Consider the following 23,560-nt stretch of genomic DNA (forward strand, 5'->3'; position numbering starts at 1 on the left):
TCAGGCCACCGTCCGGCGGGCAAAATCACGCGGGCGAAAGCCCATCAGTCCGAGCATCAGGAAGTAAACACCACCACCGACGGCACACACTGCCGCCAGCCGCGCCAGCCGCCAGGCCATATTGCCAATATCCCATGCCGGCATCAGCAGGTTCATCCCGACCAGCGCCGCCGCCATCACCAGCACGGCAATTAACAACCGCAGTAAAAAGCTAAACCAGCCCGGCTGCGGGTGGAAGATCTTTTGCTTGCGCAACTGCCAGTAGAGCAGAGACGCATTCAGACAGGCCGCCAGGCCAATCGACAGCGCCAGGCCCGCATGTTTAAGCGGGCCGATAAACGCCAGGTTCATCAGCTGGGTGATCACCAGCGTAACAATGGCAATCTTAACCGGCGTCTTGATATCCTGCCGCGAGTAGAAACCCGGTGCCAGCACCTTAACGACAATTAATCCCATCAGGCCGACGGAATAAGCAATCAGTGCCTGCTGGGTCATCAAAGCATCAAAGGCGGTGAATTTACCGTACTGGAACAGCGCAACCGTTAGCGGTTTCGCCAGAATGCCGAGGGCCACTGCGCTTGGCAGCGCCAGCAGAAAGCAGAGGCGCAAGCCCCAGTCCATCAGGCGTGAATACTCATCGTGATTACCACTGGAGAAGCTTTTCGCCAGCGATGGCAACAGAATAGTGCCTAACGCCACGCCCAGCACCCCAGAAGGAAACTCCATCAGGCGGTCGGCGTAATACATCCACGACACCGAACCTGATACCAGGAAGGAAGCAAAAATGGTGTTGATAATCAGCGAGATCTGGCTGACGGAAACGCCAAGAATTGCCGGTCCCATTTGACGCATCACCCGCCAGACGCCAGCGTCTTTCAGATTAAGGCGCGGCATCACCAGCATGCCAATTTTCTTCAGATGCGGCAGCTGATATCCCAGCTGCAACACGCCGCCCACCACCACCGCCCACGCCAGTGCCAGCACCGGCGGATTAAAGTGAGGCGCAGCAAATACGGCAAACCCAATCATACTGACGTTAAGTAACGTCGGCGCAAACGCCGGCACTGAAAAACGGTTCCAGGTATTGAGAATCGCACCGGCAAGTGACGCCAGCGAAATCAGTAAGATATAGGGAAACGTAATCCGCAGTAACGAGGACGTTAAGTTAAATTTATCGGCGGTATCGGCAAAACCGGGGGCCGTGACCAGAATCACCCAGGGCGCAGCAATCATGCCGATAAAGGTCACCACCGCCAGTACCAGCGTCAGTAATCCCGCGACATACGCGACAAACACCCGGGTAGCCTCTTCACCCTGCTTGCTTTTGTATTCAGCGAGGATCGGCACAAACGCCTGCGAGAATGCCCCTTCGGCAAAAATACGCCGTAACAGATTGGGCAGTTTAAACGCGACAAAAAAGGCATCGGTGGCCATTCCGGCACCAAATACCCGCGCCACAATCGCATCGCGGGCAAAACCTAATACGCGCGAAAACATAGTCATCGAGCTGACCGCAGCCAGCGATTTCAACAGGTTCATGGTTTACTGCAATTCCTGAAAATAAAGAAAGTCCGGTAAGTAACCGCCTGAGCGAGAGGCCCTCGCCCGATAAACAGCGGCTAGTCTACTGGTACGCAGGGAAATAACCACAAACGTTTGTTACAACGGATTATTCTTTGTCTGCTTCACGCCACAGTTTTTCCACCACCCGCTGCGCCATTAAAGCCTGTTCGCCGGAAGTTTGCGGCATAGTCTGATTTTTCGCGCAGTCGATAAAATGTCGCGCCGCGCCTTCGAATCCGCGCTGCGCCAGCGTCGTTTGCCAGCCCGGAATCGGATCGATCAGCAGCTTGCCGTCAGTTTCCTGCTGCCAGTCACGCATATCGTTGATCTGGTAAACGCTGCCGTCGCATACCGCCATGACCGATTCGCGCTGGCTACCGGCACGGCGATGCATGCTGGTGGTCAGCTGGCAGTCACCCACTGCAAAATGGTGCTCGGCATACAGCATCTCGCCAGCATCATTGGTTTGTAAAATGCCGTCGCGCAGACTCCCCACGCCGCCGCCAAGCCACAACGCGGTATCCACCACGTGCAGATAGTCGTCCAGCAGGGTGAAACGTAAATCATGCGGCCCGACACTGTTGCTGCGATGTTTATCGATGCGAATCGATGCGCAGCCGGATAGCTGTGCTTTCAGTTGCAGATAACGCGGCGCAAAACGACGATTAAACGCCACCATTAGCTTACGGCCGCGCTTTTGCGCCAGTTCCACCAGCTGTTCAGCCTCGCTTAACGTCTCCGCCAGCGGTTTATCAACGCAGACATCCACTCCGGCACGCAGTAACTCACCAACAATATGAAAATGCGTTGGCGTACTGCTGTGAACAAACACCGCATCTGACTGCGCCGCCAGTTGTTCAAGGCTGGAATAACAGGGCATGCGATAACTGTCACAGATCGCCGTGGCTTTTTGCTGATTCGGCGAGAAAGCCCCGGCTAACGCCCAGCCGTCGGTTTTGGTCACCACCGGCAACCATGCCTTCTGAGCAATGCCGCCCAGCCCGACGATGCCAACCCGCAGTTGCGTTGTCATATCAGGCTCCTTTTTCTGCCAACAGTGAGGCAAGCTGCTGTTTCAGCGTGGCCACCTCGCTTTCCAGCACCCCAACGCGCGCGGCCAGCTCATCGCTGTAAGCACTCTCTGGCAAACCGGCTTCCGCCAGTTCAGTTTCGCTCACTTCGCCGCTGAACAGGTGCATATAACGACTTTCACGCCTGCCAGGCTCGCGTGCCAGCCGCACCACAAACGGGCCATCTTCCCGGCTGAGTAACTTCTCCAGTGTCTGCTCGACTTCTGCCATATCGGCGAACTCATGCAGACGCCCACTGCGGGTACGTAATTCGCCCGGCGTCTGGGCACCGCGCAGCAATAAAGTCGCAACCACCGCCACTTCCGCACTGCTCAGTTTTAGATCGCCGAAGGCAGAGTTGCAGAAGCGCTGTTCATATTTCACTACCCGATTGCCAAAGCCGCTTAGCGTACTGAGCTGATGTTTTTTCACCAGCAGATCCAGCGTGTCCTGCACCGCATTTTCGCTTAGCGACATCACCGGTTCGCGATTGGACTTTTGATTACAGGCGCTTACCACGCCGTTCAGCGACATCGGATATTGTTCCGGTGTGGTGACCTGCTTTTCCAGCAGACAACCGACCACGCGAGCCTCGACGGGCGTCAGCACGATTTTCATATCAGGGTTCAACCTCTGTTTGTTATTGGCCGCGACGCTCGACTGTCCAGTCAGGCGCGGTTAACGACGTCAGCACATGATCCTGCCAGCGACCGTCAATCAGCAGGTAATCTTTGGCATAGCCCTCTTTCTGGAAGCCAAGCCGTGCCAGTAAATCGCCGCTGCGGGCATTGTGCGGCATATAATTGGCCATAATACGATGCATGCGCTGCTGGCGCTGCATATAGCGTATCGCCGCCTGCAGTGCCTCAAACATCATTCCCTGCCCCTGCCACTTCTCACCCAGCGAATAACCGAGATAGCAGGCGTAAAATGAGCCGCGCAGTACATTACTGAAATTGGCAACACCCCGCACTTCATTCTCGTCAGGATCTAAAATAATGAAATAGAAGGCGCTGCCCTGCTTATGCATTTCGGCAATCAGCCCCAGTCGCGCTTGCCAGCCGGAAGGATAGCAGTGGCTGTCATCGCGAACCGGCTCCCAGGGTTTTAAAAAGGCGCGGTTTTCCGCGTAATAATCCGCCAGCCGCCAGGCATCCCGCTCGTGGACCAGACGTACCACTAAGCGGTCAGTTGTCAGGCGCACTTTCGGCGCAGCAGAACGATAGCCAAACATCTTATCTCCCAAACCCATGGCCGATAAAAAAATTGATTGAAAATCACACTACGGCTAAACCCTCAGACAGAGCGCAAGCTATCCGCCATTTTTGCCAGCCTGCTTTCACTATAACCGCCATCTCTGTTCATGGTAAATTGTTGACGACAATTGTGATGACTTTTCAGTGGAAATTACTGAAATCATGACACTAATTGCACAATTAAGATGAAAAACATCGATTGGCAAGTGCTGTTTAACGCTGTGGCAAGGCCGGGATACCTGACTGAGTGGCGGCCAGCCTCCGGTTTGCCCTCTCCGGCAATCTGACCCATACTTCTTCAATACATTCAAAACATTGATAACGGCAGACGCTGCGGTCAATGTTCTTAGGAGAGGGTCTGATGAAACTGTATATCTATGAGCACTGTCCATTCTGCGTTAAAGCACGCATGATTTTTGGCCTTAAAAATCTGCCGATTGAACTGGTGGTAATGCTCAATGACGATGAAGAGACGCCCAAACGTCTGATTGGGCAAAAAATGGCCCCCATCCTGCAAAAAGAGGATGGCAGCTGCATGCCGGAAAGCATGGATATCGTGCACTTTATCGATAATAAAGATCGTGAACCGTTGATCACCGGACAAACTAATCCGGCCATCTCCAGCTGGCTGCGTCAGGTTAATGAATACGTGAATAAACTGCTGTTGCCACGTATTGCCGAAGCGCCTTTTGCTGAGTTTGCTACGCCTGAAGCACGGGCATATTTTAAAAACAAAAAACAGGCCAGCATCGGCAACTTTGAAGAACTGAAGCAGCACTCACCCGGCTTGATCAAAAAGATCAGCGACGATCTGCGTCAGCTGGATAAACTTATCGTTAAACCCAATGCGGTCAACGGCGAGCTGTCGGAAGATGATATTCACCTGTTCCCATTACTGCGTTCACTGTCGCTGGTGGCCGGCGTGGAATATCCGACGCGGGTGGCAGAATACCGTGACAATATGGCGAAACAGACACAGATAAATCTGCTGTCTTCAGTAGCGATTTAATCCCCTCGGTCAGAGAACTGAGCCGCCAAAGGCTCAGTTCTCTGCACTGCTCTCTCTGCTAATTTCTTATCCGATTTAAGTGATATCCTGGTGACTCTTGCTGCCCGCCAGGGCAAGCTATGCGCCAGTATTACCGCAGTTTGCGCGACGAAAATATCGAGGACAGTGATGAATAAAATTTTTCCTGGGCTAATTGCCCTGATTTTTGCCGGTTTGCTTGCCGGCTGTAACCAGCTAACTCAATACACCATCAGCGAGCAAGAGATTAATCAGGCACTGCAAAAGCACAACAATTATGAGAAACAATTGGGTGTTGCCGGGCTGGTTGATGCGCATATTGTGCTGAGCGATCTCAGCAGCCAGATTGGCCGTGAAGAACCGAATAAAATTACCCTCACCGGCAATGCAAAAGTGGATATCACTTCGCTGTTTGGCCCACAAAAGGCCGATATGAAACTGACGATGAAAGCGCAGCCGGTATTTAACAAAGAAGAAGGCGCTATCTATCTGAAGGATATGCAGATCGTTGATGCTCAGGTGCAACCGGAGAAAATGCAGTCGGTGATGAAAACCCTGACGCCGTATCTCGATCAGTCGCTGAAGAGCTACTTTAACCAAAAACCAGCTTATGTCCTCAGCAGCGACCGCAGTAAAGCGGAGTCGCTGGCGAAGCGATTTGCTCAGGGTATTGAGGTCAAACCCGGAGAACTGGTGATACCCTTTACTCAGTAACTCGCCGCCCTCGTGAAAACGGGGGCTTTTTTTTATCTGGCAGCACAAAGCAAGTGCAATCGGTTGCCTTTATCCCTATGCTTAGACCCCGGCTCAAAACCGCCATACGAATTCCCTTCTTAGCCGGAGCATAACTGATGACTGCACAACCCCAGCAATTACTCATTCGCCGCCCTGACGACTGGCATATCCATCTGCGTGATGATGAAATGCTGCAGACCGTGGTGCCGTTTACCAGCGAGGTGTGCGGTCGGGCAATCGTGATGCCGAATCTGGTTCCGCCGGTTACCAGCGTCGCCAGCGCGATAGCCTATCGCGATCGTATTCGCGCGGCCGTACCCGCCGGGCATGATTTCACGCCGCTGATGACCTGTTATCTGACGGATTCCCTTGATGCTGATGAAGTGGAAAAGGGTTTTAGCGAAGGCGTATTTACCGCCGCGAAACTTTATCCGGCGCATGCCACGACCAATTCGAGCCACGGCGTTACCAATATTGCCGCCATCGCGACGGTACTGGACCGGATGCAGAAAATCGGTATGCCGTTACTGATTCATGGCGAAGTGACCGATGCCCATATTGATATTTTTGATCGCGAAGCGCGCTTTATCGACACGGTGATGGAGCCGCTGCGCCGGCAGTTCCCACAGCTGAAAGTGGTATTTGAGCATATCACCACGAAAGAAGCCGCCGCCTATGTGCAGGAAGGCAATCGCTTTATTGCTGCCACCATCACTCCACAACACCTGATGTTTAACCGCAACCATATGCTGGTCGGCGGCGTGCGCCCGCATCTTTACTGCTTGCCGATTCTGAAACGTAATGTACATCAGGAAGCACTGCGCCAGGTTATCGCCAGCGGCAATGACCGCTTCTTCCTCGGCACCGATACTGCCCCGCATAGTCGCCAGCGCAAAGAAGCCAGCTGTGGCTGTGCCGGGGTGTTTAATGCGCCGACTGCGCTACCGGCATACGCAACGGTATTTGAAGAGATGAACGCCCTGCAACATCTGGAGGCATTTTGCTCGGAAAACGGCCCGCGCTTCTATGGCCTGCCGCTTAATGAAGGCACCATCAAGCTGGTGCGCAAGCCGTTTACCGTCACCGACAGCATTCCGCTGGGCGACGATACGCTGGTGCCATTCCTCGCTGGCGAGACGCTTAACTGGTCGGTAGAACTCTGATAAAAAACTGGGAAGCCGCCGCTTCCCATTTTTATGTTGCTTCCGCGATTAATTGACTGTATAAATGTACAGTATACTTATCGGAGGCTCTCATGCGTGTAGAAGTCACTGTAGCAAAAACCACCACCCTGCCCGCGGGTGCGCTTGAAGCGCTTACGCAGGAACTTACCAAACGTATCGATAAGCAGTTTCCTGAATCGGATAACCGCGTATCGGTACGCTATGCCAGCGCCAATAATTTGAGCGTGCTGGGTGCCGGAAAAGAACAAAAAGATCTCATCAGTGACATTCTGCAAGAGACCTGGGAAAGCGCGGATGACTGGTTTATCACTGATTAACCACACCGCCAGCTGTAACCATGAAATGCTGTTGTTTGCCGGGTGTCGCCATCCGGTTTTTTTGTTTTTACCGCTCTCCTCGCTTCACCTTGCTTAAACACCCACCACCTGTATAAACTATTGCTAAACGATGACCTACTTTGCGCTTGTCATGTTTTACAGGAGGTGTTACCCATGACTGCAGATAAACCCGAAGAGGCAATGACATTCGGTGAATTGCTGGCTTTGATCAGCGATCAACAGCGTCGCTTGTCGGTGCTGGAAAATGCCTTTTCATATCTTTCCTTTTGTCTGGACGAGAAGTCGAATCAGCTAATGATTCACAGTCTGCGTCTGGAAGCGCAAAACCAGAATCGCGATGAGACTATGCAACAGCATTTTACGCGTCTCGCCGATGAACTGGAAAAACGCAATGGCATCCTCAAAGTCCAGCCGGATGCTACCGTCTGATGATTAACTCCCGCTGCTGCGGGAGTTTTTTATTTTCCATATTGCTTATCTTTTACGCTTAAATATTCATCAACCAGCTATGCATTTCACTATCTGCACACTTTTCATGCTATCTGTGTTAAATATGCTGTTATAATCAATTCGCTCTATGTAAAAAAGGCCGCATTGGAACCTCGATAAATCACTTCGTTTTGACGAGTAATAAAGGGGGTTATAATGGACAGTAACAAAGACGTAATCCAAACACATCCCCTGGTCGGATGGGATATCAGTACGGTAGACAGCTATGACGCCATGATGATTCGTCTGCATTCGCTCTCATCTGGCGAGCAACCAGCCGATGAGGCTGAAGTGGGACAGACCTACTGGTTAACCACTGATGTTGCCAGGCAGTTTATATCGATTTTAGAAGCTGGCATTGCGAAGATAGAAGCAACTGAATACCAGGATCGTGATTACAAAAAGCATTAACTTTTCACTTGTTGCTTCGGGGCACCCAATATGGGTGCCTTTTTATTGCCGGTAAGTTTTTGCTATTCTGCGGAAAACGATTGCATGAGTCAGGAGTAACACAGATGGTTTACGATTTAATCGTGGTTGGGAGTGGCTCCGTTGGCGCGGCTGCCGGCTTTTATGCCACGCAAGCGGGGCTGAAAGTATTAATGATAGACGGCGCGCATCCGCCGCATCAGCAAGGCAGCCATCATGGCGAAACTCGTTTGATTCGCCATGCATACGGTGAAGGCGCACGCTATGTACCGCTGGTGCTGCGCGCACAAACGTTGTGGGATCAGCTGGAACAGCTGAGCGGCGAGCGCATTATGCAGCGCAGCGGCCTGATTAATCTGGCCCCGGTTAACTCTGAATTTATCAATAATGTCATCGACAGCGCGCAGCAATATGGCCTTGATGTACAGATTTTACAGGCTGATGAGGTTCGTCAGCGTTGGCCGCAGTTCGCGGTTCCGGATGACTATATTGGCGTGTTTGAGCCACAGTCTGGCTACCTGAAGTCAGAAGTTGCCATCAAAAGCTGGATTCGTCTGGCTAAAGAAGCCGGCTGCGCGCAGCTGTTTAACTGTCCGGTACAAAGTATTGAGAAAGATGGCGATTTTGAGGTGGTGAATACCCTCGATGGCAGTTATCGCGGCCGCAAGCTGCTGCTCAGTGCCGGAACCTGGGTCAAAGCGCTGTATGCTGACCTGCCGATGACGCCGGTACGTAAAGTGTTCTCCTGGCATCAGGCCGATGGACGTTATAGTGAAAACAACAAGTTTCCGGCATTTGCCGTCGAAATGGTCGATGGCATCCATTATTACGGTTTTCCGGCTGATAATAACGCGTTAAAGGTTGGCAAACATGAAGGTGGCCAGCCGATTGATCGTCCGGAACAGCGTAAAGCCTTTGGTGCCTTTGCCGAAGATGGCAGTGAAGTGTTTAACTTTATGCGTCAGTTCCTGCCTGGCGTAGGTGTCTGCCTGCACGGTGCCGCCTGTACTTATGATAATTCCCCGGACGAAGACTTTATTATCGATACTCTGCCCGGCCATCCTGATCGATTAGTGATTACCGGTTTAAGTGGACATGGATTTAAATTCGCCAGCGTGCTCGGCGAAATCGCCGCGCAGTTTGCCGCCGGAAAAGAATCAGAATTTGATTTAGCGCCGTTTGCTTTATCGCGCTTTCAATAAAAAATGACTCGCTAACCGTTATTCCTCAAAAATAACGCAGCGGCACAAGAAACTGTGCCGCTGAAGAGATTCAGGTATTAATCATTTATTTGCGAACCAGGCAGCAAAGAGCTGCCTGGTTATATCATTCATCGAATGATTACTTCGCGGCTTTTGCGGCATCCCTCTCTTTCTGACGACGCAGTTTCAGCTTATTAATCAGCTTGTGCGCTTCGGCTTTCGTGCCGACCGCCGGTGCTGAACCACTTAACGGCTTATTGGCTGTTTCACGGGTAAACCAGACGGTAATCAGACCAATAACCGCAGCGCCCATCAGATAATACGCAGGCATCATCAGATTGTTAGTGGTATCGACCAGCCAGGTGGTGATCAACGGTGTAGTACCACCAAATAATGACACCGACAGGTTAAAGCCGATTGCCAGCGCACTATAACGAATATCAGTGGCAAATAGCGCCGGTAGCGCTGAAGGCATGGTGCCGCTAAAGCAGGTATGCAGTACGCCGAGGATCATCAGGCCAAGGAACACCAGACCAAGGTTGCCGCTGCCAATCAGCATCAGACAAGGGATCGCCAGCAAAATAAGCCCCGCCGCACCCAGCGCAATCACCGGACGACGGCCGAGACGGTCGTTCCAGTGCCCCCAGAACAGGGTCAGCGGCATCATAACGAACATCACCACCAGCACCAGCATCAGACCACTTAACTCACTCAGGCCAAGAATACCGGTCAGGTAGCTTGGCATATAAGAGGTCAGCATATAGTTCGAGACATTAAACAGCAGTACCAGACCGATACATTTCAGCATCTGCGCGCGATACTTGCTTAGCATCTGCAATACGCCCAGGCGCGGTTTGCTGTGCTCCAGCTGCTCCTGTTTCTCCATATGCTTCTGGAACGCTGGCGTCTCTTCCAGTTTCAGACGGATATACAGACCGAACAGACCGAGTGGTGCTGCGATAAAGAATGGGATGCGCCAGCCCCAGCTCAGCAGATGCTCAGTCGACATGGCGGCAGTCATGCCGGTAACCAGTCCGGCACCCAGCAGATAGCCTGCCAGAGTACCGAACTCCAGCCAGCTTCCCATAAAGCCACGGCGTTTATCGGTAGAGTATTCGGCGATAAAGGTTGCTGCACCGCCGTACTCACCGCCGGTCGAGAAGCCTTGCACCATACGCGCCACCAGTAACAGTACCGGGGCCATTATGCCAATGCTTTCGTAACTGGGTATGATACCGATACAGAAAGTACCAATCGACATCATGATCATGGTGATTGCCAGTACCTTCTGGCGGCCGATTCGGTCGCCCAGCGGGCCAAATACCAGGCCACCCAGTGGCCTGACCAGGAAGGCGGCGGCAAAAGCACCGAAGGCAGCCAGCAGCTGTGCCGCCGGGCTGCCACCCGGGAAGAATACCTTACCGATGGTCACGGCCAGATAGCTGTAAACGCCGAAGTCGAACCATTCCATGGCGTTACCCAGCGCTGCGGCACCCACCGCCCGCTTCAGCATGTCTTTGTCGACGATGGTGATATCATCCACCGTCAGCTCTTTTTTCGGACGTTTATTCCAAAAATGCTTCTTCTGTTTTTCTGTTGCTGTTGAGTCGTTCATACCGTTCTCTCGAAAATGACGCGATCAATTTTTACAGCACCATAGCTTTCTTCGCCTGTCATAAAGACCTGTAAACTGAGGGGAAGAAAGCTATAACGCAGCAGTAAAAGCCAGGCTGTTAGTGTGGCACAACAAAACCTGAGATTAATTTACATTTCTTTAATTTATACAAAATAGCGTATTTTTTCAAGTTTTCAGCGGTAAGCGCTGTTATTTCACACAATTCAAGTCGGTATTGCCATAATAATGGCACTGAAAAAATCACATCGCGCAGGTAAATATTTTTCTCTAACAGACTCTGAAAAAAGGTTCTGACTTAGCCTGGCAGAAGAAAATAATTCTGTATTTTTCGTTTCTCACCTGGCGCCTTTACCCGATAAAACTAAGATAAATATCGCCTTTCGGGAGCAGGCTTATTTACATAAAATAACAAAATGCTGACGTAAATTTATATTAGATTCAAATTTTTAGAATGCCAGAAAACTCTCACCGGTTTTCTTCAGCCGTTATGCTGCGCCAAATAAATACTCCACCCACAGTTTGAGATGACAGTTTTACGATTATATTGAATTCAATCAGGTAATTTTATTCAAAATATTTGAATGAATTTATTTAATTTAACCCTACAATAAACATTGTCTTGATTTTTTATTTCCAGTTGTTCAGTCTCATTTCTATTCGTAAATTTGAGGATGCACCACGTGCAGTTAAAAAATACGCCAACCCGATTTGGCTCCCTGTCAATTACCTTACACTGGCTGGTCGCACTGACTGTTTATGGCATGTTTGCGCTTGGTTTGTGGATGGTGACATTGGGTTATTACGATAACTGGTATCACCAGGCACCCGAACTGCATAAAAGCATCGGTATGGTGCTGTTTGCCGTGATGATCCTGCGACTGCTGTGGCGCTTTATTTCACCGCCACCGAAACCACTGAGCAGTTATACGCCGCTGGTGCGCATCAGTGCGATTGCCGCACATCTGCTACTGTATCTGGTGCTGTTCGCCATTTTAATTACCGGATATCTGATCTCAACCGCTGAAGGCAAACCGATTGAGGTGTTTGGCGTTGTTCCGGTCCCTGCCCTGCTGGCGGGGGGCGCAGAGCAAGCCGATCTGTCCGGCGATATTCATCTGTATCTCGCCTGGAGCGTGGTTATTATTTCGGTTCTTCATGGACTGGCCGCGTTAAAGCATCACTTTATTGATCGTGATATCACTTTGAAACGGATGCTGGGTCACCGCATCGATTAACCTTGTTAACGGAGAAACATAATGTTGAAGAAAAGCGTACTGGGATTAGCCGCTGCTGCCATGCTGATGAGCGCCGGTTCTGCCGTCGCGGCAGACTACAAAATCGACAAAGAGGGACAGCATGCATTTGTGCAGTTCCGCATCAAGCATCTTGGCTATAGCTGGCTGTACGGTACTTTTAAAGACTTCGACGGTAGCTTTACCTTTGATGAGAAAGATCCGTCAGCCGACAAGGTTAACGTCACCATTAACACCAACAGCGTCGATACCAATCATGCTGAGCGTGACAAACACCTGCGCAGTGCTGACTTCCTGAACACCGCTAAATTCGGGCAGGCGACTTTTGTGTCGACCAGCGTGAAGAAAGACGGCGACGATCTGGATATCACCGGTAATCTGACGCTGAATGGCGTGACCAAACCGGTTACGCTGGAAGCGAAACTGCTGGGTGAAGGTAAAGATCCATGGGGCGGCTACCGCGCTGGCTTTGAAGCAGAAGGTAAAATCGCACTGAAGGATTTCAATATCACCAAGGATCTGGGCCCAGCTTCACAAGAAGTTGAGCTGATTATTTCGGTGGAAGGCGTTCGCCAGTAATCCAGCCGGATTACGGAGAATAACCAAGGCGGCTGCGGCCGCCCTGTTGCATTCGCCGTTACTTATTGCCGTCAGGCACAGGGATATGCAGGGTAGTATTCAGCAAGCCACGCGACTTATTAAATATCTTATTTCCATTCTCACGACCGGCACGACGCGCACGCTGCTCCTCCGGTGTCAGAGCCAGCTCTTCCATACAGAGTGGGCTGCAGCAGTTTTTAAACTTCTCGGCGCAGTCAGGACACTGAATAAACAGCAGATGGCAACCGTCATTCTTACAGTTGACATGGGTATCGCAGACAGTGCCGCACTGGTGGCAATGAGCAATCACATCATCAGAGATGCGCTCCCCCATCCGCTCATCAAAGACGAAGTTTTTACCTTTAAAACGAACCGGTAAACCCTGCTCACGCGCACGACGGGCATACTCAATAATGCCGCCCTCGATATGATACACATTTTCAAAACCGTTATGACGCATCCAGGCGCTGGCTTTTTCGCAGCGAATTCCTCCGGTGCAGTACATCACAATTTTCTTATCTTTGTCTTCCTGCAGCATATCAACCGCCATTGGCAGCTGATCGCGGAAAGTATCCGCCGGGATTTCCATCGCCTGTTCGAAGTGACCCACTTCATATTCGTAGTGGTTGCGCATATCGACAAACACCGCGTCAGGATCGTCCAGCATCGCGTTGACTTCTGCCGCTTTCAGATAGGCGCCCACGTCACTGGCATCAAAACTGTCATCGGTAATGCCGTCAGCCACGATACGATCGCGCACTTTCAGCCGCAGAACCCAGAAAGATTTACCATCATCGTCAAGTGCGATGTTCATTCGCAGATTATCCAGCGCCGGATCGAAAGCATAAAGCGTCTCTTTCATCTGCTGATAGAGGCTCTCAGGCACGCTAATCTGCGCGTTGATGCCTTCAGCTGCAACATAGACGCGGCCAAACACTTTCAGCCGGGTAAATGTCTGATACAGCGAATCACGAAAGGCTTTTGGATCGTTGATGGTGAAGTATTTATAGAAAGAGACTGTGGTGCGCGGCTCAGTTTCAGCCAGCATGCGCGCCTTCAGCTCTTCATTGGAAACAAGGTTATGTAACACTGGCATGGTGTACGTTCCTGTGAGCAATAGAGAGAAATTTTAGCGGCGACATGATACCTGAATCATCGCTGAATGATAGCGGTGACGGCATTTTTCTACCCTGCTGCTACTCTTTTCACCACCGCACATACTGACTTGACCCTGGTGACGAAAACACCGAGCATCAAATTAGCGCACTTACTATCACTATCGTGAATAAAATGGAGTCACCCATGAGTCTACTGTTTACCCCCATGAAAATCGGCAAATTGTCACTGGATAACCGCATTATCATTGCGCCAATGTGTCAGTACTCTGCTGAACAGGGGAAAGCGACAGCCTGGCACCGTATCCATTTGGGCCACCTGGCGCTGTCGGGAGCCGGATTAATGATCCTTGAAGCCGCCGCCATCGAAGCCGCTGGCCGTATCACGCCGCAGGATTTAGGGCTGTGGGACGAGGTTACCGAGCAGGCGCTGGCTGAGGTGATCAATGATGTGCGTAAATACTCTGCTATGCCGCTGGGGATTCAGCTGGGGCACGCCGGGCGTAAAGCATCCACTGACGTGCCATGGCGTGGCGGCGGTTTTCTGCCAGCCAGCGAAGGCGGCTGGCAGACCTCGGCACCTTCGGCGGTGCCGTTTAATGACAGTCACGAAGCCCCGCAGGCGATGTCACTCGCGCGCATTGAAGACGTTAAACAGGCTTTTGTCGACAGTGCTGTCCGCGCCGATCGCCTCGGTTTGGATCTGATTGAAGTTCACGCCGCGCACGGTTACCTGCTGCATCAGTTCCTGTCACCGCTGTCCAATCAGCGTGATGATCAATACGGCGGTTCGCTGGAAAACCGAATGCGCATCGTGCTGGAGATCTTCAGCGCAGTGCGCCAGGCCTTCCCTGCCAGTAAGCCGGTTGGCGTGCGTATTTCTGCCACAGACTGGGTTGAAGGCGGCTGGGATCTGCAACAATCGATCGCCCTGAGCCAGGCGCTGGAAGCCATCGGCTGTGATTATATTCACGTTTCCAGCGGTGGCCTGTCTCCACAGCAACAGATCGCTGTCGGTCCTGGCTATCAGGTTCCGTTTTCACAGGGGATTAAACAGGCGGTGAGCATTCCGGTTATCGCGGTGGGTTTGATTACTGAGCCGGAACAGGCAGAAGCCATTCTCAGTGAAGGAAAGTCTGATGCTATCGCGCTGGCGCGCGGCATGCTTTACGATCCGCGCTGGCCATGGCATGCGGCGGCAAAACTGGGGGCTAAAGTAAACGCGCCGGAGCAGTACTGGCGCTGTGAGCCACATGAAGTAAAAGGATTGTTCAAACAGTAAGCATTTTTTGCCTGCGGAGCACTCCGCAGGCCGTTTCCAGGCCACCGACAAGTATATATTTCTTTAACAAACCTCACATTACCAGCCAGTTATTTTAGCCTGAGCAAAAAAAATGGCACAATAGGCCATAATCAACAGAATAGTTAAACGCCATAATACTGGCTCATAACATCGAAACTGGAAGAATATGACACAGTTGCCACACTTTTCTCGCGAATTGTTACATCCGCGCTACTGGTTTACCTGGATAGGGATTGGTCTGCTTTACCTTATTGTCTTGCTGCCTTACCCGGTGCTCTACCGGCTGGGCTGCGGTCTGGGCCGCTTATCGATGCGCTTTCTGAAACAACGTGTGTTTGTGGCGCGCCGCAATCTGGAACTGAGTTTCCCGACGATGCCAGCCGCAGAGCGAGAGGCAATGGTGGTTCGCAACTTTGAATCAGTCGGCATGGGTTTGCTGGAAACCGGAATGGCTTGGTTCTGGCCCGACTGGCGCATCAAACGCTGGTTTGCCGTCAGTGGCCTGGAACATATCGACCACGCGCATCAGCAGGGTAAGGGTGTATTGCTAATCGGTATGCACTTTCTGACGCTGGAACTGGGCGCACGTATTTTTGGTATCTATAACCCAGGAATTGGTGTTTATCGTCCAAATGACAATAAACTGCTCGACTGGCTGCAAACATGGGGACGCATGCGCTCAAATAAAAGCATGCTCGATCGTAAAGACCTGAAGGGCATGATCCGCGCGTTGAAAAACGGCGATATTATCTGGTATGCACCGGATCACGACTATGGCCCTCGTAGTAGCGTATTTGTGCCGTTCTTTGGCGTTGATAAAGCGGCTACCACTAAAGGCAGCTATCTTCTGATTCGCAGTGGTAAACCAGCGATCATCCCTTTTGTGCCACGTCGCCTGCCGCATGGTAAAGGTTATGAGATGATTATCCTGCCGGACGTCGACGATATGCCGCTGGATGATGAAATGGCGACCGCTGCGCATATGAATCGCGTGGTTGAAGAAGGAGTATTAATGGCTCCGGAACAGTATATGTGGCTGCATCGCCGCTTTAAAACGCGCCCGGAAGGGGAACCGTCACTGTACTGAGTGCAGAACGCCGCCCTATAATTAATTGAAAATGTACAGGAGCCGCTTTCGGCTCCTGTAGTAATGGCATTCAGGGTCATTTATCCGCCCACTGACTGATCAACCCGTTACACATCGCTTCACTGCGATTAATTAAACCTATCCATTATTCATCTCTAAAATAATTAAATTCTGCCGTAATGATTTAATCGAATTAATTAATTATGGATATTTTTACAACATTGAGTCGAGATTAATAAAATCTAGCATAGCAATGTCGGGGAGCTTAACGCCCGCAAACTATTTAAGAATAATTAGCTTATCATAACCGCCGCTTTCACTGTCAATATGGGTTTTGGCATCCCGGTAATCGTTCATCACCAGCTCAACAATCTTGTTGAAGTGCTCGCAGCGGGCACCTTGCTTTCTGGTGATGGTGATTGTCGACTGTGTCTCTTCAACATGGTGGTAAGCGGAGTCCTGCATGTAGTCCATCTTGTAAACCCTCTGGAGTTTTCTCTAATGATAGTACTCTTACAGATTGTATGGGAAAAATCCTTTGGATAAAATCCGAAAAATTAGCGGTATCAGTGGATTAACTCCACTTCAATCACGTCAGATCAGTATGAACGATTTGATGTTGGACAACGATGTTCAGCCCACGATTTAGAAACTGCCAGGCAATACATTTTCCGGTCACCATACTGATGTAAACGATAAAGTACGTAACCATCCGGCCCTCAGTCCAGTGCAGCGTGGATAATTCTCTGTCAGCTGTGTGAATAGCCCAGCATGGCTCAGTCTTTATGTTTTTTCTTTTAACCGCTGTTCCGCTTTCGCTCCAGCCAAGGTTACGACTAACTGAAAATTCCCGTGCGTTACGCATCGCCTCTGCCCTATTGATCATTGCTGTTTTCCATAATAAACATAGTATGTCAGACCACTCACAATTACTGGTCCAAGAAAGATACCGATTATTTCTTGTCGAATATTGGTGAAAGTAATTTCATAAGTGTCTCTCAGTGGAAACTTTAATCCCGCCAGGATATTTTCTTTAGATATGCCTTTCACTCTCATCAATGCGATAGTTTCAGCCAACATTTCTTCCATATAGCGCAGAATAAAAGATCGTTGATACCCACTGTGGTTTAAAAAACACCTTAGTTCTCTCAACAAGTAAAATTTCGGTGTGAGAAATTGATGGACTTTTTCGTGATAAATCGTAATCAATATATCTTCAGCAGCCTCAGCGGATGTTTTCTGATGATGATCATATCTGCGACCAATTTTAATATCTCCCCAAAAATCTGCGCTCCCACTTCCAGCGTGTAATTCATTAGTGAATTTTAATGTGGGTCGATAGCGCCATCCCTTATGATTTTGCATTGCGGCTATCCTGGCCAGATCACTATTGACCTCTAAGCTGTAGCGCGGCACGATGGAATTTCTATAGGTGGTGCGGAACGTATCCCTCGGCCCCTTCTTCAGCAATAACGCCATTACCGTATTTACCCCGATCAGCGTTATGGCCTGCGCCAGATCGCTGGCGGCGGCGTCAAGATCGGCCTCATCGTTGGCATTGTAGGTTTTAGTCGCAAAATCGCAGAGTTTGCTGCCAGCGTCTATGGCAACGCCGCCAACTGCTGCCCAGCCCACGACCAATAAGATAATATCTGCAATTTCACCGATGCCGATAAAATGCGATCCAGCCCATAAAACCACCGTCGCCGCCATGGTAGCCAGTGCAGCCGGTGATGTTAACGCCAGTAGCTGATTGCCGATATCTTCAGGAAGTAAACGGGCTGCTTTAATTATTGAGGCTTCCAGCCGCGCAGGCAAATCCATTGTGGTGATATCCATATCCTGATCTCCATGTAGTGAGTCGATATTAATTCATATTCTTCTCGGTACTGCTGGCTGATAATAAACGATCTGTTGTGATATTTAACAGAGCCTCAGATAAAAAATTAAATATGCAGATTTAATTATGCTTAATAATATTAATTTTAATTAAAATAATAATCTCATCATTATCAATTAGCTTTTCAACCGCTGAGTTTATGCACTTTCCGACGAAAAAATCAGTCACCAACCGGTCCTCCGGCTAACCCCATGATAGCTGGGTATAAATTGACCTTAATTTTTTTTTCATCATCGCAGTTACCCTGCCAGATCTTCGACTATCCTTGTCAGATTAAGCCTAACTTGATCAGGGAGAAAAACTGATGAGCATGTTCTCAACACTGGAAGAAGCTATTGATAACGCGCGTGAAGAGTATCTGGCCAATAACCCGGAGCTGACTGAGGATGAAGCCTCAATCGCCCAGTTTAATCTGCAAAAATACGTGATGCAGGATGGCGATATCATGTGGCAGGCAGAGTTCTTCACTGATGAAGGTGACGAAGGCGAATGCCTGCCGATCCGCAGCGGTGAAGCGGCACAGTCGATCTTTGATGGTGATTTCGATGAAATTGAGCTGCGCCAGGAGTGGCAGGCAGAAAACACGCTGCATGAGTGGGATGAAGGAGAGTTCCAGCTGGAACCGTCCGTCGATACTGAAGAAGGCAGAGCGGCCGCTGAAGAGTGGGAAGACGACAATACTGACGCCGATAATCTCTACGCGGATGATGATCGTTAATTACTCGTAGGGGCCATGTTGCGCATCGACCGGCAGCAGCAGTGTATCGACCACTAATGACAGTGGCAGATCGATGATGGTGAGAACACGCCACGGCGTATCACGCACGTCCCACTGCACGCCAGGATAGTACTGATTACCGTGTCCCTGTCCGGGCACGGTTCTGCTGATAATACTGCCACACCCGGTTAAGGTCAGCAGGCTTACAGCAATAACAGCCACTCGGCCAAATTTGCCAGTCATGCGTATTCTCTCGGTAATCATCTGTGAACCATTGGTAAAAAAAAGGCGGCATTTCTGCCGCCTTTTTACTATTTCGCTGACTGAATCGCCAGCGGATTAAGCTTCAATGTCTGATATTTTTCAAACCAGTCATGATACTTATCAGCATCCTGCCACAAACGGTAGTGGAGGCGTGATAACGTCACCGGATCGCTAAGCAAATTCAGTCGCTGATCGCGACTGAGTTTTTCCGGCGAATCACTTAATGCCTGTTCAACCCGACGGTCACGTGCATACTCCAGCAGATCGCTTTTCAGGTGACGTGAAGTCGCCATCGCGCTCGCCAGCGCATTAAATGAAGGATGGAATAATGCATGCATAAAGCCATTCTTCAACGCGCGGTCGCGATTCAGATGCAGATAGGCATCGGTATCCAGCAGCTCTTTCGGCGGATCGTACTCTTCCGGAATCAGGAACAGCTTGGCACGTTTCGAGCCGAGTCCCAATGTTGCCCGGCTGGAAAATACCGAAACAAAGGGTGACAGAATCAACGAGAAGACTATCGGTGACAGCCACCACAGGAAGTTAAGATCCAGCCAACCCATACCGACGGCCCATACCACACCCAATAACAGCTGCGAACCATGTCGGGCAAACGCTTCGCTCCACGGGGTCGCATCGTCATCACGCTGTGGTGAGTTCCATACCACTTCCCAGCCGAGGAAGGCACTGACGACAAACACCGTGTGGAACAGCATGCGCACCGGTGCCAGCAGTACCGAGAACAGCATTTCCAGCAGCAGCGAGAAGAATAGGCGAATTGCACCACCATAAGGTTTGGCACCCTTACACCAGATCAACACCACGCTCAGCAGCTTCGGCAGGAACAGCAACACCAGCGTGGTCGAGAACAGCGCTATCGCCAGCTCCGGACGCCACTGCGGCCACACCGGGAACAACTGCCTCGGCTGCAGGAAGTACTGCGGTTCCATCAGAGTATGCACCACCTGCAAGGCGGTGGATAACGCGAGGAACATAAACCACAGCGGTGCCGAGAGGTAGGACATCACACCGGTCAGGAACACCGCACGGTGCACCGGGTGCATGCCTTTAACCAGGAACAGTCGGAAGTTCATCAGGTTACCGTGACACCAGCGACGGTCGCGTTTCAGCTCATCCAGCAGGTTTGGCGGCAACTCTTCATAAGAACCCGGCAGATCGTAAGCAATCCATACTCCCCAGCCGGCACGACGCATCAACGCGGCTTCGACGAAGTCATGGGAGAGTATCGAACCGGCAAACGAACCTTCGCCCGGCAGCGGAGCCAGCGCACAGTGCTCAATAAACGGTTTCACACGAATGATGGCGTTATGGCCCCAGTAGTGTGACTCACCCAACTGCCAGAAGTGCAGACCGGCGGTAAACAGCGGACCGTACACGCGAGTAGCAAACTGCTGACAGCGCGCATACAGCGTGTCCATACCGGATGCTTTCGGCGAAGACTGGATAATACCGGCGTTAGGATTGGCTTCCATCATGCGCACCAGTCCAGTCAGACACTCGCCGCTCATCACGCTGTCCGCATCCAGCACTACCATATAGCTGTACTGGCTGCCCCAGCGACGGCAGAAGTCATCGATATTACCGCTTTTACGCTTCACACGACGGCGACGGCGGCGATAGAAGATCTTCCCTTCCCCACCGACATCACGCACCAACTCCATCCACGCTTTTTGCTCGGCCATGGCGATATCGGCATCATAGCTGTCGCTGAGGATGTAAACGTCAAAGTGCTGTTGCTGACCGGTACGCACCACGGATTCCCAGGTGGCACGCAGCCCGGCAAACACGCGTTCAACGTCTTCGTTACAGATCGGCATGATCAACGCGGTGCGGTGCTCAGGATTGATCGGCTCATCACCCGTGGTTGAATACGATATGCTGTACTTATCGCGACCAATCAACAGTTGTAAAAAGCCCATCAGCGCGGTCCAGAAACCGGCCGAAACCCAGCAGAACAGAATGGCAAACAGGAACAGTATCCCGGTCTGCAACACGTAAGGCAGGATCTGCAATACCGACTGCTGCCAGTTCTGGTTGATCATCTCCATCGGATCGATCAGTGCCCAGCCCTGGTAGGGCAGAATGGTTTTCATATACCAGGTGGCAACCACCGTCTGCGCCAGGGTCAGCAGCAGCAGAATGTAACGGCGAATGGAGCCAACATGACGCCATTTATCTTCCCTTTTCTGCTCTTCGGCACTGGCATAGCGATGGGTGCTTTTACGGCCACGCAACGAATCCCAGGCTCGGGCCACCGGGTTGGTGCGCCAGGCTTCCGGGAACATGAGCGAGCGCTTTACCGGCGGCATCGCTTTCAGCGTGGTACGATCTAAATAATCTTTATCGAATTGCTCACCACCAGCAACAGAATCTGGCCACGTGGTTTCAATACGTGACTTGACCGATTCCAGAGGCGCATCGTCAGGACGCGCCTCAACCGGGCCATTCTGGCCCAGTTGATGATGAAGCTTGCTGTACACTTCCGCTTTCTCGCCCTCAGCAGGCAGCGAGTGCTGAAGCGCCTCTTTCCGCTCAGCGGACAGAGGCAGCAAGTCGATGTAATCAGCGGGTGTTACAATTGGCTTATTCATTGGCAGGCAACTGATAGCTCCATGTTTCCGTCAGCGTTTTGTCACCATTAACCAGTGCAGCACGCATTTCGGTCGGCTGTTTGTTGTCTTTCACTCGCAGACGTAAGACTAAACGCCAGCCTTTGGTCACCGGGTTATAGCGCACGCTTTGCTCAACCACTTCACCGTTATCACCGACGCTAACCTGCGGGGTAACCGGCGTGTTGTCGGCCAGCTTGCTCATTTCCGGGCCAACAAAATCAACCAGGAAGGCAACGGTGCCGTCCGGCTGACGCACCAGATTAGACTGCTTCACATCACCAGTAGAACGCAGTGTGCTCTTCACATAAGCAGTTTCCGGCGAGTGCAGCTGGCTTTCATCGCGAGTGAAGTGCAGACGATATTTAAAGTTCATCTCTTTGCCAGCTTCTGGCAGCGTTTCCGGCGTCCAGAAGGCGACGATGTTGTCGTTGGTTTCGTCCGCAGTCGGGATCTCTACCAGCTCAACGCGTCCTTTACCCCAGTCACCCTGCGGTTCAACCCAGCCACTTGGACGTTGATCGTAGCGATCGTCAAGATCCTGGAACTGGCTGAAATCGCGACCGCGCTGCAGCAGTCCAAAGCCTTTAGGATTCTCAACGGTGAAAGTACTGACCGCCAGATGCTTAGGATTGTTCAGCGGACGCCAGATCCACTCACCGTTACCGGCGTGAATCGAGAGACCATTAGAATCATGCAGCGCCGGACGATAATTCACCATCGGAGAAGGCTGATTTGGCCCAAACAGGAACATACTGGTCAGGGGTGCTACGCCCAGTTTGCCGACTTTATCGCGCAAATAGACTTTCGACTGCACGTCGACAGTGGTCTCTTTACCCGGATGGATGACAAAACGGTAAGCGCCCGCCGCACGTGGGGAGTCCAGCAATGCATAGATCACCAGATGTTTGTCCTGCGGTTTTGGACGCTCAATCCAATACTCTTTAAAACGCGGGAACTCTTCGCCGGAAGGTAAGGCGGTATCGATCGCCAGACCACGCGCCGAAAGTCCATAAACCTGATCGCCGCCGATAATGCGGAAGTAGCTCGCGCCTAAGAAGCTGCCTATTTCGTCATTTTTATCTTTGCTGTTAAGCGGGTAAAGCACTTTAAAACCGGCGTAACCAAGATTTTTCACGGTTTCCGGATCGTGTTTAACGTTACCGAAATTAAAATAGTCAGGATTATATTTAATCTCACGCACCGTCGTCGCGGTGACTTCGTTCAGTTTCACCGGCGTATCGAAATACATACCCTGGTGATAGAACTCAAGCTTGAACGGGGTTTTCAGCTTGCTCCAGTAAGCTTTATCATGGTTGAACTGAATCTGCTGATAATCAGCAAATTTCATGTCACGTAACTGAGAAGGCAAATTGCTTTTTGGCGCTTCGAATCCTTTACCGGCCAACTCTTTCGCCTGTTTTGCCACATCATCAATGCCGAAAGCCCAACCTGAACTTGCGTACATTGAAAGCAAAACTGCCGCGCCAATCCAGCGCATCTTCATCAGTTTTGGTTCATTTTTCATTTTAATCAGCACATCCCCCCCTTTCGTGTGCTTAAATCAATCCCATCAATCTTAATGGATAATTCAGGTTTCCGACAGCCTGCGCGGGATTATGTTCCCGTGTTTTTTGCCTCTAAGCGCCGATATCTCAAGCGTTTAGAGGATACGGATTTGGCTGATAGTATACTCTTTGTTGCTGCAGTAAAGTAAGCCCGTGCTTTAGCATGGTTCAGGGCGAACCAGGGGTTTAAAAC

23 protein-coding genes are annotated in these 23,560 nt (G+C 51.0%); 12 read left to right on the forward strand and 11 right to left on the reverse strand.

The window, feature by feature from the left end:
* The 4 genes from murJ to rimJ form a co-directional block, all read right to left on the reverse strand.
* Positions 1-1,539 carry a murein biosynthesis integral membrane protein MurJ gene (gene murJ, locus ACP3TC_RS12715; RefSeq protein ID WP_313856998.1) on the reverse strand — a complete coding sequence of 513 codons (1,539 nt, stop codon included), beginning with the start codon at positions 1,537-1,539 and terminating at the stop codon, positions 1-3.
* 130 nt (positions 1,540-1,669) lie between these two features.
* Positions 1,670-2,596, reverse strand: a complete 927-nt coding sequence (locus tag ACP3TC_RS12720) for a Gfo/Idh/MocA family protein (protein ID WP_426816580.1) — start codon at positions 2,594-2,596, stop codon at positions 1,670-1,672.
* Between the two features lies 1 nt (position 2,597).
* Entirely contained in the window at positions 2,598-3,251 is a 654-nt protein-coding gene (locus ACP3TC_RS12725; RefSeq protein ID WP_426816581.1) for a YceH family protein, read from the reverse strand.
* A 22-nt stretch (positions 3,252-3,273) separates the two neighbouring features.
* The gene (rimJ, locus tag ACP3TC_RS12730; protein ID WP_313856994.1) at positions 3,274-3,867 is read right to left on the reverse strand and encodes a ribosomal protein S5-alanine N-acetyltransferase; all 594 of its coding nucleotides are present in this window, start codon (positions 3,865-3,867) and stop codon (positions 3,274-3,276) included.
* Positions 3,868-4,250: 383 nt separating this feature from the next.
* On the opposite strand from rimJ, the gene grxB reads away from it, so the two are divergent.
* The 7 genes from grxB to solA all read left to right on the forward strand — a co-directional run bounded on the left by grxB (position 4,251) and on the right by solA (position 9,293).
* Positions 4,251-4,898 carry a glutaredoxin 2 gene (grxB, locus tag ACP3TC_RS12735; protein ID WP_313856993.1) on the forward strand — a complete coding sequence of 216 codons (648 nt, stop codon included), beginning with the start codon at positions 4,251-4,253 and terminating at the stop codon, positions 4,896-4,898.
* Positions 4,899-5,066: 168 nt separating this feature from the next.
* On the forward strand, positions 5,067-5,630 hold the full coding sequence (locus tag ACP3TC_RS12740; RefSeq protein ID WP_313856992.1) for a lipoprotein: 564 nt from the start codon (positions 5,067-5,069) through the stop codon (positions 5,628-5,630).
* Between the two features lie 137 nt (positions 5,631-5,767).
* A complete protein-coding gene (pyrC, locus tag ACP3TC_RS12745; protein ID WP_313856991.1) occupies positions 5,768-6,814 on the forward strand; it encodes a dihydroorotase in 1,047 nt (348 codons plus the stop codon).
* A 92-nt stretch (positions 6,815-6,906) separates the two neighbouring features.
* Entirely contained in the window at positions 6,907-7,152 is a 246-nt protein-coding gene (dinI, locus tag ACP3TC_RS12750) for a DNA damage-inducible protein I (protein ID WP_313856990.1), read from the forward strand.
* A 174-nt stretch (positions 7,153-7,326) separates the two neighbouring features.
* Positions 7,327-7,602, forward strand: a complete 276-nt coding sequence (locus ACP3TC_RS12755; protein ID WP_313856989.1) for a hypothetical protein — start codon at positions 7,327-7,329, stop codon at positions 7,600-7,602.
* Positions 7,603-7,818: 216 nt separating this feature from the next.
* Entirely contained in the window at positions 7,819-8,073 is a 255-nt protein-coding gene (gene bssS / locus ACP3TC_RS12760) for a biofilm formation regulator BssS (protein WP_313856987.1), read from the forward strand.
* A gap of 104 nt (positions 8,074-8,177) precedes the next feature.
* The gene (gene solA / locus ACP3TC_RS12765) at positions 8,178-9,293 is read left to right on the forward strand and encodes an N-methyl-L-tryptophan oxidase (RefSeq protein WP_313856985.1); all 1,116 of its coding nucleotides are present in this window, start codon (positions 8,178-8,180) and stop codon (positions 9,291-9,293) included.
* A 139-nt stretch (positions 9,294-9,432) separates the two neighbouring features.
* Here solA and proP read toward each other — a convergent pair whose 3' ends face one another.
* Complete coding sequence (proP, locus tag ACP3TC_RS12770) at positions 9,433-10,908, reverse strand: glycine betaine/L-proline transporter ProP (RefSeq protein WP_313856984.1); 1,476 nt, start codon at positions 10,906-10,908, stop codon at positions 9,433-9,435.
* Between the two features lie 701 nt (positions 10,909-11,609).
* Between proP and ACP3TC_RS12775 the strand changes: the two genes are divergently transcribed.
* Both ACP3TC_RS12775 and ACP3TC_RS12780 read left to right on the forward strand, forming a co-directional pair.
* On the forward strand, positions 11,610-12,164 hold the full coding sequence (locus tag ACP3TC_RS12775; protein WP_313856982.1) for a cytochrome b: 555 nt from the start codon (positions 11,610-11,612) through the stop codon (positions 12,162-12,164).
* Positions 12,165-12,188: 24 nt separating this feature from the next.
* On the forward strand, positions 12,189-12,761 hold the full coding sequence (locus ACP3TC_RS12780) for a YceI family protein (protein ID WP_313857675.1): 573 nt from the start codon (positions 12,189-12,191) through the stop codon (positions 12,759-12,761).
* A gap of 58 nt (positions 12,762-12,819) precedes the next feature.
* On the opposite strand, the gene ACP3TC_RS12785 is transcribed toward ACP3TC_RS12780, so the two are convergent.
* Complete coding sequence (locus ACP3TC_RS12785) at positions 12,820-13,878, reverse strand: rhodanese-related sulfurtransferase (protein WP_313856980.1); 1,059 nt, start codon at positions 13,876-13,878, stop codon at positions 12,820-12,822.
* A 206-nt stretch (positions 13,879-14,084) separates the two neighbouring features.
* Between ACP3TC_RS12785 and ACP3TC_RS12790 the strand changes: the two genes are divergently transcribed.
* Both ACP3TC_RS12790 and ACP3TC_RS12795 read left to right on the forward strand, forming a co-directional pair.
* Positions 14,085-15,179, forward strand: a complete 1,095-nt coding sequence (locus ACP3TC_RS12790; RefSeq protein WP_426816582.1) for an NADH:flavin oxidoreductase/NADH oxidase — start codon at positions 14,085-14,087, stop codon at positions 15,177-15,179.
* Positions 15,180-15,366: 187 nt separating this feature from the next.
* Positions 15,367-16,287 carry a Kdo(2)-lipid IV(A) acyltransferase gene (locus tag ACP3TC_RS12795; RefSeq protein ID WP_313856977.1) on the forward strand — a complete coding sequence of 307 codons (921 nt, stop codon included), beginning with the start codon at positions 15,367-15,369 and terminating at the stop codon, positions 16,285-16,287.
* Between the two features lie 279 nt (positions 16,288-16,566).
* On the opposite strand, the gene ACP3TC_RS12800 is transcribed toward ACP3TC_RS12795, so the two are convergent.
* Together ACP3TC_RS12800 and ACP3TC_RS12805 are read right to left on the reverse strand one after the other, a co-directional pair.
* Positions 16,567-16,761: a hypothetical protein gene (locus ACP3TC_RS12800; RefSeq protein ID WP_313856976.1), complete on the reverse strand. Its 195-nt coding sequence runs from the start codon at positions 16,759-16,761 to the stop codon at positions 16,567-16,569.
* A gap of 408 nt (positions 16,762-17,169) precedes the next feature.
* On the reverse strand, positions 17,170-18,126 hold the full coding sequence (locus ACP3TC_RS12805) for a hypothetical protein (RefSeq protein ID WP_426816583.1): 957 nt from the start codon (positions 18,124-18,126) through the stop codon (positions 17,170-17,172).
* A gap of 365 nt (positions 18,127-18,491) precedes the next feature.
* On the opposite strand from ACP3TC_RS12805, the gene ACP3TC_RS12810 reads away from it, so the two are divergent.
* Entirely contained in the window at positions 18,492-18,905 is a 414-nt protein-coding gene (locus tag ACP3TC_RS12810; RefSeq protein ID WP_313856974.1) for a MysB family protein, read from the forward strand.
* Here ACP3TC_RS12810 and ACP3TC_RS12815 read toward each other — a convergent pair whose 3' ends face one another.
* The 3 genes from ACP3TC_RS12815 to mdoG form a co-directional block, all read right to left on the reverse strand.
* Positions 18,906-19,148, reverse strand: coding sequence for a YceK/YidQ family lipoprotein (locus ACP3TC_RS12815; protein ID WP_313856972.1), 243 nt, complete (start codon positions 19,146-19,148; stop codon positions 18,906-18,908).
* A gap of 68 nt (positions 19,149-19,216) precedes the next feature.
* A complete protein-coding gene (gene mdoH / locus ACP3TC_RS12820) occupies positions 19,217-21,781 on the reverse strand; it encodes a glucans biosynthesis glucosyltransferase MdoH (RefSeq protein WP_313856970.1) in 2,565 nt (854 codons plus the stop codon).
* Positions 21,774-23,309 (reverse strand): glucans biosynthesis protein MdoG, encoded by a 1,536-nt coding sequence (gene mdoG, locus ACP3TC_RS12825; RefSeq protein WP_313857674.1) that lies wholly within the window; start codon positions 23,307-23,309, stop codon positions 21,774-21,776. The genes mdoH and mdoG overlap by 8 nt, the downstream gene beginning before the upstream one ends.
* Positions 23,310-23,560: the final 251 nt, after the last annotated feature.

The organism is Winslowiella sp. 2C04, from assembly GCF_050037805.1.
Lineage (GTDB): Bacteria > Pseudomonadota > Gammaproteobacteria > Enterobacterales > Enterobacteriaceae > Erwinia > Erwinia toletana_A.